The organism is Buchnera aphidicola (Cinara cf. splendens/pseudotsugae 3390), assembly GCF_900698845.1.
GTDB lineage: Bacteria > Pseudomonadota > Gammaproteobacteria > Enterobacterales > Enterobacteriaceae > Buchnera_F > Buchnera_F aphidicola_AM.
In genome coordinates this window covers 160,274-175,454 of the sequence record NZ_LR217692.1, presented here as the reverse complement: position 1 = coordinate 175,454, position 15,181 = coordinate 160,274, and the positions used below count along the sequence as shown (strand labels likewise).

Annotated in this window: 10 protein-coding genes; 7 read left to right on the top strand and 3 right to left on the bottom strand. The window is 25.3% G+C overall.

Going from position 1 to position 15,181, the window contains the following annotated elements:
- Positions 1-172 precede the first annotated feature (172 nt).
- The 7 genes from ilvB to erpA all read left to right on the top strand — a co-directional run bounded on the left by ilvB (position 173) and on the right by erpA (position 9,012).
- Positions 173-1,891, top strand: a complete 1,719-nt coding sequence (ilvB, locus tag BUCISPPS3390_RS00745; protein WP_154060759.1) for a biosynthetic-type acetolactate synthase large subunit — start codon at positions 173-175, stop codon at positions 1,889-1,891.
- Positions 1,892-1,905: 14 nt separating this feature from the next.
- Positions 1,906-2,385, top strand: a complete 480-nt coding sequence (gene ilvN / locus BUCISPPS3390_RS00740; protein ID WP_154060758.1) for an acetolactate synthase small subunit — start codon at positions 1,906-1,908, stop codon at positions 2,383-2,385.
- Positions 2,386-2,541: 156 nt separating this feature from the next.
- Positions 2,542-3,462 (top strand): 16S rRNA (cytosine(1402)-N(4))-methyltransferase RsmH, encoded by a 921-nt coding sequence (gene rsmH, locus BUCISPPS3390_RS00735; protein WP_154060757.1) that lies wholly within the window; start codon positions 2,542-2,544, stop codon positions 3,460-3,462.
- Positions 3,463-3,824: 362 nt separating this feature from the next.
- Positions 3,825-5,303 carry a Mur ligase family protein gene (locus BUCISPPS3390_RS00730; protein ID WP_154060756.1) on the top strand — a complete coding sequence of 493 codons (1,479 nt, stop codon included), beginning with the start codon at positions 3,825-3,827 and terminating at the stop codon, positions 5,301-5,303.
- A gap of 688 nt (positions 5,304-5,991) precedes the next feature.
- Entirely contained in the window at positions 5,992-7,245 is a 1,254-nt protein-coding gene (gene ftsA / locus BUCISPPS3390_RS00725) for a cell division protein FtsA (protein ID WP_154060755.1), read from the top strand.
- Positions 7,246-7,301: 56 nt separating this feature from the next.
- Positions 7,302-8,459, top strand: a complete 1,158-nt coding sequence (ftsZ, locus tag BUCISPPS3390_RS00720) for a cell division protein FtsZ (RefSeq protein WP_154060754.1) — start codon at positions 7,302-7,304, stop codon at positions 8,457-8,459.
- A gap of 211 nt (positions 8,460-8,670) precedes the next feature.
- On the top strand, positions 8,671-9,012 hold the full coding sequence (erpA, locus tag BUCISPPS3390_RS00715) for an iron-sulfur cluster insertion protein ErpA (protein ID WP_154060753.1): 342 nt from the start codon (positions 8,671-8,673) through the stop codon (positions 9,010-9,012).
- Between the two features lie 452 nt (positions 9,013-9,464).
- Here the strand turns inward: erpA and lpdA are convergent, their stop codons facing one another.
- The 3 genes from lpdA to aceE form a co-directional block, all read right to left on the bottom strand.
- On the bottom strand, positions 9,465-10,883 hold the full coding sequence (lpdA, locus tag BUCISPPS3390_RS00710; RefSeq protein WP_154060752.1) for a dihydrolipoyl dehydrogenase: 1,419 nt from the start codon (positions 10,881-10,883) through the stop codon (positions 9,465-9,467).
- Between the two features lie 96 nt (positions 10,884-10,979).
- Positions 10,980-12,224 (bottom strand): 2-oxo acid dehydrogenase subunit E2, encoded by a 1,245-nt coding sequence (locus BUCISPPS3390_RS00705; protein ID WP_154060751.1) that lies wholly within the window; start codon positions 12,222-12,224, stop codon positions 10,980-10,982.
- 11 nt (positions 12,225-12,235) lie between these two features.
- Positions 12,236-14,896: a pyruvate dehydrogenase (acetyl-transferring), homodimeric type gene (aceE, locus tag BUCISPPS3390_RS00700; RefSeq protein WP_154060750.1), complete on the bottom strand. Its 2,661-nt coding sequence runs from the start codon at positions 14,894-14,896 to the stop codon at positions 12,236-12,238.
- Between the last annotated feature and the right edge of the window lie 285 nt (positions 14,897-15,181).

Below are 15,181 nucleotides of genomic sequence, written 5' to 3'. Positions count from 1 at the left end.
AATAATAATCTTTTATTATTAAAAAATATCCGCCTAAAAAAAGGCGGATATTATTGCATGTTTAGTTATATACAATAGTTACTAAACATAAAATGTACTATACAACAATGGTTATACATATAACTATATATTTTTTTATGATCAAAATAGTTTTAAAAAGGACTTGTAATCAATGATATTGTTATCAGGCGCTGAAATGGTTGTAAAATCATTAATAGATTTAAAAATAGACACAATATTTGGATATCCTGGAGGAGCAGTATTAGATATATACGATGCATTATATACTTTAGGTCAAAAAAAAATACGACATATACTGGTACGACATGAACAAGGAGCTGTACATATGGCCGACGGCTATGCTAGATGTACAGGGAAAATTGGAGTAGTTTTAGTGACATCTGGACCTGGAGCAACCAATGCAATCACAGGAATTGCAACAGCATATATGGATTCTATCCCATTAATCATTATTTCAGGACAGGTATCTTCTGATTTAATTGGATTTGATGCATTCCAAGAATGTGATATGATTGGTATTTCTAGACCTATTGTTAAACATAGTTTTTTAGTAAAAAAATCTGAAGATATTCCATTAATTTTTAAAAGATCATATTTACTAGCATCTACAGGGAGACCTGGTCCTATTGTGATTGATTTACCTAAAAATATTTTAGACCAAAAAACAAAAAAAAATTATATTTGGCCTAAAAATGTTAAAATTAAATCTTATCACTTTAAAAAAAATAATAAAAAAAAACACATAAAACAAGCATTAAATGAAATTTTAATATCTAAAAAACCTATTATTTATGTTGGAGGAGGTATAATTAGTTCTAATAGTCATTCTGAATTATATTCATTAGCTACTCTCTTAAATATTCCAGTTACACTATCTCTTATGGCTTTAGGAGCTTTTCCTGGAAATAATCCTCAATGTTTATCTATGTTAGGTATGCATGGAACTTATCAAGCTAACATGGCAATGCATCATTCTGATATGATATTAGCTATCGGAGTTAGATTCGATGATAGAACAACAAATAATGTAGAAAAATATTGCCCTAATGCAAAAATAATACACATTGATATTGATCCAACTTCTATTTCAAAAACTATTACCGCAAATATTCCTATCATTGGAGATGCAAAAAAAATATTATTAACCATGTTAGATATTATTAAAAAAAATCCATTTAATAGACCTACAAACTACTTACATGCGTGGTGGAAAACAATTAACTCATGGAAAAAAATAAAAATTAACAATCATAAAAAATTTAATACCACCATTAAATCACAAAATTTTATAAAAATTTTATATAAGTTAACAAAAGGAAATGCGTATGTAGCATCTGATGTTGGACAACATCAAATGTTTACTGCATTAAACTATATATTCGATAAACCCCGTCGTTGGATTAATTCCGGAGGATTAGGAACAATGGGATTTGGTTTGCCGGCAGCTTTAGGGGTAAAAATAGCATTTCCTAAAAAACTTGTAGTTTGTATTACTGGAGATGGTAGTATACAAATGAATATACAAGAATTGTCTACAGCGAAACAGTATGGCCTTGCTATACTAGTAATTAATTTGAATAATCAATCGTTGGGAATGGTAAAACAGTGGCAAGATATAATATACGAAGGAAGACATTCTCACTCGTATATGCAATCTTTACCAAATTTTACAAAACTAGCTAAGTCGTATGGACACGTGGGATTAAAAATTAAAAAACCTACAGAAATTGTTGAAAAATTAAAAATAGCTATACAAAAAGTTCAGTTAGGATCATTAGTATTTGTAGATGTCTACATAGAACCGGATGAACATATTTACCCTATGCAAATTAAAAATGGTGGGATGAATGATATGTTATTACAAAAATAGGATAATTTTAAATTATGCGTCGTATTTTATCAATTTTACTAGAAAATGAGTCAGGAGCGCTATCTCGCGTAATCGGTCTATTTTCACAACGCGGATATAATATAGACAGCCTTACAGTAGCTCCAACAGAGAATAATAAGATTTCTCGATTAACTATTCAAACTTTTGGAAATAAAAAAACAATCGAACAAATTGAAAAACAACTACAAAAATTAATTGATGTACATCAAGTTATCGAAATTACTAATAAAAGTTATATAGAAAGAGAAATTTTATTAATAAGAATCAAAATACATGAGTTTAAAAAACTTCATGAAGTTAATCAATTACTTGACATTTATCAAGGAATTATAATTGATTGTTCTTCAAAAAAATATATTATTCAAATATCAGGTACTAACCATATTGTTGATTCATTTTTAAAAATCATAAAAAAATCTTTTAAAATTATTGAATTATCTAGATCCGGGGTAATCAGTATTAATTGTCATTAACTATATTTAATTAAAAAAATACCAAATAAACTATATTATTTAATAATAATCATTCATTTTAACCATTTATACATTTTCTATTAAATATTTTAAAAATTTTATTTTTAAAACATAATGCTTAGAGAATGTATAAATTTAATATTAATTATAAAAATTATGTCACATGTACCAGTATTACTAAAAGAATCAATTAATGCTTTAAATATTAAACCTAACGGAATATACGTTGATGGAACATTCGGTTCAGGTGGACATTCATTAGAAATATTAAAAAAAATAGGACAAAAAGGAAAATTATATGCAATAGATCAAGATCCACAATCTGTACTTCTTGGAAAGAAAATAAAAGATAACAGATTTTTTATTAAAAAAGGAAATTTTTTTAAAGTAATAAAAGATTTATATTATCTTGATAATGTACAGATTGATGGAATCTTATTAGATTTAGGTGTTTCGTCAACACAAATAGATACAGCAAATAGAGGTTTTTCATTTATGAAAAATGGACCTTTAGATATGCGTATGAATAATACAACCGGAATACCTGCATGGCAATGGTTGCAAAAAACTAACCAAAAAAAAATAGAAAATGTTTTAAAAAATTTAGGAGAAGAACGATATGCAAAAAAAATTTCTCACTGCATTGTAGAAAGAAACAAAAAAAAACCTATATTACAAACATTAGATTTAGTAGAAATTATTAAAAGAGTTATTCCCAAAAAAAATACGTTCAAACATCCTGCTACTCGAACTTTTCAAGCGATACGTATTTATATTAATCAAGAAATAGAATCATTAAAAAAAACATTAAAAATTTTAATAAAAATTTTAAAAACTCGAGCAAGAATAGCCATTATTAGCTTTCATTCTATTGAAAGTAGAATTGTAAAAAATTTTTTTAAAAAACATAGTAAATGCCAAATAATCCCTAAAGGTTTGCCTATAACTGAGAAGCAAATTAAACAACGTACATTTAAAAAGATGAAAATTATCAAGAAAATAAAACCTAATATTAATGAAATCAAAAAAAATCCACGCGCACGTAGCGCGCTATTAAGAATTGCAGAAATGTTATAACTTTAATAAAATTAAAAAGCTATATATACAGTATCTTATATAAAGATTATATATATAAAAAATAAATATATTTAAAAAATCTACATTTCATTTATTTCAAGAAAAATTACTATATCATTTTATTTTTTATATGTTTGTATAAAATACAAATAATTTAAAAAAAATGATTTACCACCATAAAAAAAATATTTTATTATTAATATGTCTGTAAAAATATATAATTATATTTTTATATATATAATAAAAGAAATATATAACAATATACGTACATTATACATTATGCTAAATAAAATATTAAACACATATATTGAAATAGAAATATATATAAATTCTATTCACAGCGATTAAATAATATTTAAATTATGATAAAAAAAATAAATAATATTCAAATATTACTGAATCCATGGATTAATAATATTCCTCAAAAAAAAATTTGTAATATTACTCAATACAGCTCTAAAATCAAAAGTGGTGATTTATTTATTTTGTTACATAAAAAAAAAAATACAAAAAAAAATCACATTTTAAAAGCTTTAAAAAATAAAGCTAACGTTATTTTATATGAAACAGAAAAAAACAAGCACGGATTATGTATATCTACACAATTTAATACATTAATTATTTATTTTAAAAAACTAAGTTACTATATTCACCAAATATATGAAAGATTTTTTAATAAACCCCAAAAAAAAATAAAATTAATCGGAGTAATAGGAACATACGGAAAAACTACTGTAGCTAATTTAATTGCACAGTGGGAAAAACTTATTAACAAAAAAGTCGGTATAATAAAAAATTTAGAAAATACTGTTAATACATGTACACAATCTAATGATGATAATATTAATTATAAAAACTCTGTTCAAAAAAAACTATACAATTTAGTAAAAAAAAAAATAGATATTACAATAATAGAAATGTCTTATCACGTTTTAATGCAAAAACAAATGTCTAATTTAAAATTTGAATCAATAATATGTACAAATCTAACTATTAATCTAATAGATGGCCAAAAAAACATGTTTCAACAAGAAAAAATAAAATTTTCTTTTTTAAAAAAAAATGCAATTAAAAACATTATCTTAAATGGAGATGAAAATATTACAAGTAATTGGATACACAAATTTAAAAATAAAAACGTTATTTCTGTTACTATATTTAAAAAAAATAATGTTTTTCACACAAAATTTTGGATCAATGTAATAAATATTATTTACAGTACTTCACGTACAAAAATTTTCTTTAACTCATCTTGGGGTTCAGGAAAATTATATAGCCTGTTATTAGGTAATTTTAATATTACCAACATTTTATTAGCTATGACATCTATGTTATTATTAAAATATTCAATAAATGTACTTATTCAAAGTAGTAAATTTTTACAACCTGTACGCAGAAAAATGGAAAAAATTCAAATCAATCAAAGTCCTTTATTCGTAATAAATAACGTTCATTTACCACAAATATTATATCGCGCTTTATATTCTTTGACGTATTATAACTGTAAAAAAATTTGGTGTATTTTAGGATATGAAGAGATAACAAACATTAGCACCAGAAAAATTATAGGAAATATTATAGAAAAATTTTCTGATTTTATTGTGTTTATAAATACTCATCCTCAAGATAAACAAGAAAAATTAATTCTACACGATATATTAAATGAATGTAATAAAAAAAATAAATTTTTTATATTTTATAATATAAAGCAGGCTATACAATTTGTTTTTTCTCAAACTAATAAATATGATATAATATTAGTATCAGAACAAGAAAAAAAGGTAAAAAAAATCATTAAATATATAAATATTATATCAAAAAATAGCAGTATAAATATATAAATAATAAAATATAGAAAAATTTATAAAAAATTAAAAATTAATTATTAATATATTAAAAGTATTTCAAATTATATTTTACATTGTAAAAATAACATACAAAATATTTATCTACATATCAAAATAAACCACATTATTTATTATCTCTAGAAAATGAGATTTTTACTCTTTCTATACCAGAAAGTACCAGTATGTAGTGATATTTAAAATAAAAGTAGTATGTTTTTCTTTAATTACAAAAATTAAATATATATAAATTTTATGTTAAAAAAAAATATATTGTATATTTTGATGAAAAATAAAATCGACAACATTTGATTTATTAAAAAATTAAAATATTTACATATCAGTAATAATATTATCATCTTTAAAATTCATAAAAATTATTTAATATTCATAAAATATATGATTTATTGAACTTCAATAAAAGTATAATAATATCATTGTTGTGACATTTATATTACAATATATATTGTTACTAAAAAACTTATACATTTGATTTTTTACAGATATTTTATAAAAAAAATCATATTAAAACATTACTATAAACACTATTATTAAAAATAATTATAAAATGTTTTTTACGTATAAATATTGATATAATATTTATTATTATATATTTATATGAAATATATACATATTGTACTAAATTTATAAAAAATTAAACCAATCATCTAATTTAATTAAAAATATGAACTATTCAATAAAAAAAAATATTATTACCGGTCTAGAAATAGGAGCAACAAAAATCACTGTACTAATAGGGGAAATTCTTCAGTGTGGGATGATTAATATAATAGGTTTTAGCAAACAAAAAGTTCAAGGCGTAGAAAAAGGAAAAATTAACAATTTAGAACTATTAATACACTGTATTAATACGTCCATTCAAACTGCAGAAAAAATGGCTCATTGTAAAATCCATTCTGTATATCTCTCAATATCGCATAATGAAATTAGCTGTCAAAATGAAATTGGAATTACTCCTATTAAAAATAGCGAAGTAACGCAACAAGAAGTAGATACAGTTATCAAAACAGCTAAATCTGTCAAAATAAAATATAATCATAAAATTTTACATATCATCCCTCAAGAATTCTTAGTTGATAATCAATCTGGTATAAAAAATCCTATAGGACTTTCAGGTATGCGAGTACAAGCTAATGTTCACTTAATTACCGGAAATATAAATATTCATAAAAATATCATAAAAGCTATTCAAAAATGTGGAATACATGTAAAAAAAAACATATTTGTTGGCTTAGCATCTAGTCTTTCTGTACTAACAGAAGAAGAAAAAGATTTAGGAGTATGTTTAGTAGACATAGGAGGAGAAACAATGAATGTTAGTATCTATATAAATGGATCATTACATCATAATGCAGTTATACCGTACGCAGGAAACACTGTAACACGCGATATTGCATATGCTTTCTCTTTATCTTATTCCGATGCAGAATTTATAAAAAAAAAATACGGATATGCTGTAGAAGATATCTCAATAACATGTAAAAATTTAGACATTATTACCAAAAAAGGAGAAAAAGTAATCAATTGTCATTATCAATCTTTAGTAGAAGTCATTGAACCAAGATATACAGAATTATTACAACTAGTAAACAAAGAAATTTTATACTCATTTACTCATTGTCGTAATGTTAATCCTAATAAATATCCTAAAATTTCTAATATAGTGTTGACAGGAGGATCTTCTAAAATAAAAAATTTATTAAAATGTGCAAATAAAGTATTTCAAACTAATATTATTATAAAAAAACCTTGTAATATTCCAGATATACCTGAATATCTTGCACACCCTGAGTATGCTACCATTGTTGGATTATTGCAATATGGAAAAAATTATCAACAATCAATTTCACTAAAAAACAAAAATAGCGGATTTTTTAAATATTTATTTACTCAAATAAAATACTTGTTAATACATTAATTACAATCCAAAAAGTATAATAATTTTAATTATTCTAATGTTATGGAGTATATTTTATGTTTGAACCTTCTGAATTAAGTAATGATGCAGTTATTAAAGTTATTGGTGTTGGTGGAGGTGGAAGTAATGCTGTTGAACATATGGTTCGTGAAAAAATAGAAGGTGTAGAATTTTTTGCTATTAACACAGACGCTCAAGCATTAAGAAAAATAGCTGTAGGACAAACTATACAGATAGGAAATAATATTACAAAAGGTTTAGGAGCTGGAGCAAATCCTGATGTAGGAAAAAATTCTGCCGAAGAAGATAAAGAAACATTAAAATCAGCACTGGATGGTGCAGATATGGTTTTTATAGCAGCAGGAATGGGAGGAGGAACTGGCACGGGAGCTGCTCCTGTAGTAGCAGAAGTAGCAAAAGAACTCGGAATACTAACAGTAGCTGTAGTAACTAAACCCTTTAGTTTTGAGGGAAAAAAAAGAATGAATTTTGCTGAACAAGGATTAAATGAATTATCTAAATACGTCGATTCCCTCATAACTATACCTAATGATAAATTATTAAAAGTTTTAACGCGTGGAATATCGTTACTTGATGCGTTTGGAGCTGCAAATGATGTGCTTAAAGGGGCGGTTCAAGGAATTGCAGAACTGATTACTCGACCAGGACTAATGAACGTTGATTTTGCAGATGTAAGAACGGTAATGTCAGAAATGGGTTATGCTATGATGGGTACAGGATCAGCTTCAGGAGAAAATAGAGCAGAAGAAGCTTCTGAAATTGCTATCTCTAGCCCTTTATTAGAAGATATTGATCTTTCAGGAGCTAGAGGAGTTTTAGTAAATATCACTGCTGGTTTTGATTTAAGACTAGACGAATTTGAAACTGTAGGAAACACCATTCGAGCGTTTTCATCTGACAATGCAACTGTAGTAATTGGCACTTCACTAGATCCACAAATGGATCATTCTTTAAGAGTAACAGTAGTAGCAACGGGAATTGGTATGGAAAAAAGACCTGAGATTTCTTTTATGAGAAATCAATCGTCTAAAGAATTATTAGTGGACTATAGGAATCAATCATTAAGAAGAAATAGGGTAGTAAATAATTTAAATAATGTTAAAAAACCTACTAATAATACTTTTAAAAACACACAAAAATATGAAAAAAATTTTTTAGATATTCCAGCTTTTTTAAGAAAAAATAGTAATTAACAATTATTACTTTATTATATATATACAATATATATATATTAATCATTTTATACTAATTTAATAAATTTACATGTAAAAACTCCATTAAAATACCATACATATAAGCAATTTATAAAAATATTTTTATATATCTATATTGTTAATTTTAATACAAATCAAATTTTTCTTTAAACTAATAAAAATAATCACACTGTTAAAAGAAAGAGTTTATATGAAATCATCAATATATTCATTTAAGATTACAATAACAGCAATTAATAGGATAAAAAAACTTTTACTTATAAAAAAAAATTTACAATTAAAATTACGTGTATATATAACAGGAGGTGGTTGTAGTGGTTTTCAGTATGGATTTAAATTAGATAACATCATGAATAAAGATGATATTCATATAAAAAAATCCGGTATAACAATTATTATTGACCCTATTAGTTTTCAATACTTAATCGGAGGAAAAATAGATTATATAGAAAATTTAGAAGGATCAAAATTTATCATTAGTAATCCTAATGCTCAAACAACATGTGGATGTGGATTATCATTTAGTATATAAATAATCATATATAAAATAACACTATATACAAATATAAATAAAATATAAATAATATAAAAAACATACAGTTTATATATTTAATAATTCTATCATTTTTGTTACATATATATACTATATTTTTATTTAGAGCAGGGAATAACCTGCTCTGTAAAACATTTCAATTATATATAAAGATTCGTTAATTATATTTAAAATACATAAAATATTCTTCGATCAACAAAAAATATATTTTATATATAATCATAATAATATTTTATATTAATCTAAATGTTAAGTTAATGATACTATAAAAAGCAACTAATACAGTAATATTTACAAAAAATATTTATATAAAAATATTAAGATATTTTTTTTGAAATAAATTAGCATTTCATCCATTTTACAGATATAAATTTTTTAACTATCAATATACATAATTATATAAATTTTCTGATGTAACAGTATATAAGTACCTATATTGTATTCATCATATCTGTCGCTGTACCAAGAAACAGTTGTGCTGATATGTTCACTGATTCTGATAAGGTGGGATGGGAGTGAATCGTAAGAGCTAAATCTTCTATATCACACCCCATTTCAATAGATAAATTAATCTCTGATAATAATTCTCCAGCATGTTTACCAATAATTATACCTCCAATAACTCTATTATTATCTGTATCAACAATTAATCTTGTAACACCACAATCTGCACAATTAGAACTGATTGCTTTTCCAGAAAATTTCCAAGGAACAGTAACTGCTCGACATTTAATACCTTTTAATTTTGCTTGTTCTTCCATAATACCTGTCCATGCAATTTCTGGATTACAATATGCAACACAAGGGATAGTTCTAGGTTCAAAAAAATGTTTTTTTCCATAAATTACTTCTGCGGCTATATGTGCTTCATGTATTCCTTTATGCGCTAACATCGGCGCACCAATTACATCGCCGACAGCAAAAATATTTGATACATTAGTTCGCATTTGATTATCTACTTGGATGAAGCCTGAAGAATTTAACTGAATATCTGCAGCAGACACATTTAAATCATGAATATTAGCAATTCTACCAACAGAAATTAATATATTATCGTATAAATTATTACATAAAAAATCACTAGATGATTTAGTTTTTATTGTAATTCCTTGAGGAGTATATACTAAATTATCAATTGAAGTATTTAAATATATACTAAAATATTTTTTAGTATATTGAATAAACAAATCACTCATATCTTTATCGATAGATGGAAAAAATTTTTCAGAACTGTCTATAATATCTACATGCGATCCTAAAGCACTATATATAGTCGCCATTTCTAAGCCAATAATACCAGCTCCAACAATTAGTAATTTTTTAGGAATAGATACACAACTTAATGCTTGAGTAGAATACCAGATACGGCTGTCTACATCAGATATGTTAGATAATGTTTTTGGGGTAGATCCAGAAGCAATAATAGCATGTTTAAACTGAACATCATAAACAATATCATTATTTACTACCTGTAATGTATTTTTATTTAAAAAAGTAGCTAGTCCTTTTAATATCTTAACTTTTCTATATTTAGCTAAATTATATAAACCGTTATTTAACTTAGTTATAATATTACTTTTCCAATCCATAATCTGAGAAATATTTAAGTTGTCACAATTACCAATATTTATATTATATTTAGAAAATTCTTGAATTTCTCTTATTAAATTAGCTAGATATAACAATGATTTAGATGGTATACAACCAACATTTAAACATGTTCCACCTAAAACTCCATATTTTTCTATAATTATAGTAGATAAACCTAAATCAGAACATCTAAAAGCAGCAGAATATCCTGCTGGTCCACCACCAATGACTGCTACATTAACATTAATATGATTTTTCATAAAATACTCTTTTTATTAATACTAATAAATATTATTTTATATTAATTTAAATTAATACAACTAATAACCAAAAATCTACTACACATGTATTAATAACTATACTAATAAATTTCTAATGTCAGACAATAAAAGACCTAAAAAATTTGTAAAACGTGCTCCATCAGCTCCATCAATTACACGATGGTCGTATGACAAAGAAAAAGGAAGCATCAAACGAGGACTAAATTTATTATTAATCCAAATAGGTTTTATTGTTGCTTTAGATATGCCGAGAATACAAGATTCAGGTGCGTTAATAATAGGAGTAAAGCCAGTTCCTCCAATTCCTCCTAAACTGGAAATAGTAAAACCACCACCTTGCATTTCCAAAACGCTCAACTGATTATTTTTTGCTTTATGAGCTAGATTAAATATCTCGTATGATATTTCACTAATATTTTTATATTTTAAATTTTTTAGAACAGGGACTAACAAGCCATCTTGCGTATCTACAGCTATACCGATATTAATATTTTTGTTTAAAATAATACTATTTTTATTAACATCTAAGATACTATTAAATCTAGGATATTTTAATAAAACATGCACAATAGATTTTACTATAAACGATAGCAGTGAAATTTTTTGAAAATTTTTATTTGCTAAATTACGAGAGTTATATAATTTCCTAAAATCCTCTAACTCAGTGATATCTGTTTCATCAAATTGAGTAACATGCGGAATATTTTTCCAATTATTTAATAACCTACTTCCAGAAATTTTCTGAATTCCGGTTAATAACTGATATTCTGGATCATCATTTTTATTGTTTAAGTTATCTTGTTTTACTAAAACATCTTTAGTATTATATACACTGATATCATTATGAGCAATATTGTATTTTTCTATATCCTCTTTAGTTACGCGCTCTTTTCTTCCGCTTCCTTCAACATCTAATAAGTTGATACTTAATTTCCTAGCCATACGACGCACTATCGGAGATGCATAAATTTCCTTATCCTGATAATTATTATCAGAATTAATGCTGTTATTAGTATTTAATTGATCATTAGAATTAACAACACAATTGTTATTAATTTCATTATTTTTAATCAAATTATTTTTATAACAACTTTCTACGATGGTCATCATTAATTTATTTACAGATACCGTATCTCCTATTTTAATATAAATTTTTTTAATAATTCCAGAAACAGGGGAAGGTATTTCTAAAACAGATTTATGACTTTCAACAGAAACTAGTCCGTCTTCTTTAATAACCTTATCCCCTACTTGTACTAAAATTTCAATTACTTCTGCACATTTCATTCCAATATCTGGCATACATACTTCTATGTCCACTATATCACCTCTTATGTGAGCCTAGGATTTGGTTTATCGGAAATAATATTTAATTTCTTTAAAGCATCAACTAATATTACTGTATCCATTTTTCCTTGTTGAATTAATGCATCTAAAGCTGCACTTATAATATAAGATGTACTAATTTCAAAAAAATCACGTAAATTTTTTCGACTATCAGATCTACCGTATCCATCTGATCCTAACACGTGAAAGATTTTTGAAGGTACATACGCTCGAATCTGTTCTGCAAAAATTTTCATATAATCAGTAGCTGCGACAACAGGTTCTTCATTCATTATTGAAGTAATATATGGTATTTTTTTTTTCTTTAAAGGATGTAACATATTCCATCTTACACAATCTTGACCATCACGTGCTAACTCTGTAAAAGATGTTACACTGTAAATATCAGAACCAATTTGATATTCAGATAATAAAAATTTAGCAGCTTTTTCAACACATCGTAAAATAGCCCCAGAACCTAGTAATTGTATATGACCCGCATTTCCAGAATATGTCTTCAGTTTATAAATACCTTTACAAATCCCTTCTATCATATCATAAGACATGTTAGGCATAACATAATTTTCATTTATAGTGGTAATATAATAAAAAATATTCTCTTGTTTTTCTCCATACATACGCTCTAAACCAGATTGTACAATAACAGCTAATTCATAACTATAAGTAGGATCATAAGAAATACAATTAGGTATAGTTGAAGATAAAACATGACTATGTCCATCTGCATGTTGTAAGCCTTCTCCATTTAATGTGCTTTTTCCAGATGTTGCGCCAATTAAAAATCCTCTTGCTTGTTGATCTCCACATGACCACAAAAAATCTCCGATTCTTTGAAAACCAAACATAGAGTAATAAATATAAAATGGTATCATAGGAAAATTATTAGTACTATATGAAGTTGCTGCAGCTAGCCATGAAGAACCCGCTCCTAATTCATTAATACCTTCTTGCAAAATTTGACCATTAGTATCTTCTCTGTAATAAAAAATTTGATCTTTATCTGCGGGTGTATATTTTTGTCCTTGACAATTATAAATACCAATCTGACGAAACAAACCTTCCATACCAAAAGTACGCGCTTCATCAGCTATAATAGGTACAATTCTATTTTTTATATAAGCATTTTTTAAAAGTGTATTTAGAATGCGTACAAAAGCAACAGTAGTAGATATAGGTCTATCTTGTTTATTTAATAAGTAACGAAACTCTTCTAATGAAGGTATTATTAGATCTCTAGAAAAATTCTTTAATCGAAAAGGAACATAGCCATGTAATTTTTTTCTTTGAGCATGCAAATATCGATATTCTACAGAACCTGAAGAAAATTTCACGTATGGCAATTTTTGTAGATCTTGTGAATCTATTTTGATTTTTAATTGTTTTTTCAGATGTTGAATATCTTGAATATTTAAGCTTTTAACTTGGTGCGCAATATTTTTTCCTTCAGCAATACTCCCTAAACCATAACCTTTAATTGTATGAATTAATATAACTACCGGTTTATCTTTTATTAATTTAGCTGCATGAAAAGCAGAATATAATTTTTTGAAATCATGACCACCTAATGTTAATCTCCAAATATCATCATCGGTCATATTATCAACTAGTTTTTTTGTTTCTGCGTATTTACCAAAAAAATATTTTCGAATATAAGCGCCATTTTTAGATCTAAAAGTTTGATAATCACCATCTATCGTTTCATTCATTAATTGTTTTAAACATCCTGATACATCTTGTTTTAATAAATTGTCCCATCCGCTTCCCCAAAGTACTTTAATAACATGCCATCCAGCACCTACAAAAAAATTACTTAGTTCATTGATAATTTTTCCATTGCCGTAAACAGGTCCATCTAATCTTTGTAAATTACAATTAATAACAAATATTAAATTATCTAATTTTTCTCGAGCAGCAATCGTAATAGCTCCTTTAGATTCAGGCTCATCCATTTCACCATCTCCCAAAAAAACATACACGGTTTGTTTGGAAGTATCTTTTAAATTTCTATTATATAAATATTTTAAAAATTTTGCTTGATAAATAGATGAAACAGCACTTAAACCCATTGAAACTGTAGGAAATTGCCAAAAATCAGGCATTAGTTTAGGATGTGGATACGAAGACAATCCTTTTCCATTAGTTTCTTGTCTAAAATTATCTAATTGTTCTTCTGTTATCCTATTTTCCAAAAATGCCCGCGAATAAATACCCGGAGATATATGTCCTTGAAAATAAATTAAATCACCACTATCATAATCATTATAAGCACGAAAAAAATGATTAAAACAAACTTCATAAATCATGGCAGATGATTGGAAAGAAGAAATATGTCCCCCTAAATCTAAATTTTTCTTAGAAGCTCGCAAAACCATCATAATTGCATTCCATCGCACTACTGAACAAATTTTTTTTTCTATTTTAATATTTCCAGGATATTTTGGTTCTTGATTAACATGAATAGTATTTATGAAATCAGAAAAAATATTTTTATGAATATTAGTATTTTGTAACATTTGTGAATTCAAAATTTTATTTATTAAAAAATGAACTCGTGTTATACCATATCTTTTGCATACAGATTCAATAGAATCTATCCATTCAGATGTTTCAATAGGATCGATATCTTTAAGAATATTTTTTGACATACTTTTACAAACCTTTAAAATAACTACATAATAATAATTTAATCATTTGAAATAATTTTAATAATTTTTTGTCTATTTAATTTGTTATAATATAAAATATAATATAGTATATATTCAATAACATTTATATTTAAAATAATACAAATTTCATTTATCATACAATATATTTTATTTAAATAAGAGTTTTTATTTATGTAAAAATATGTTTGTATATTAAAAAGATTTATTATACATAATTATGTTATAGTTTATGTATTTATATAAATATGCATATTCAAAATATAC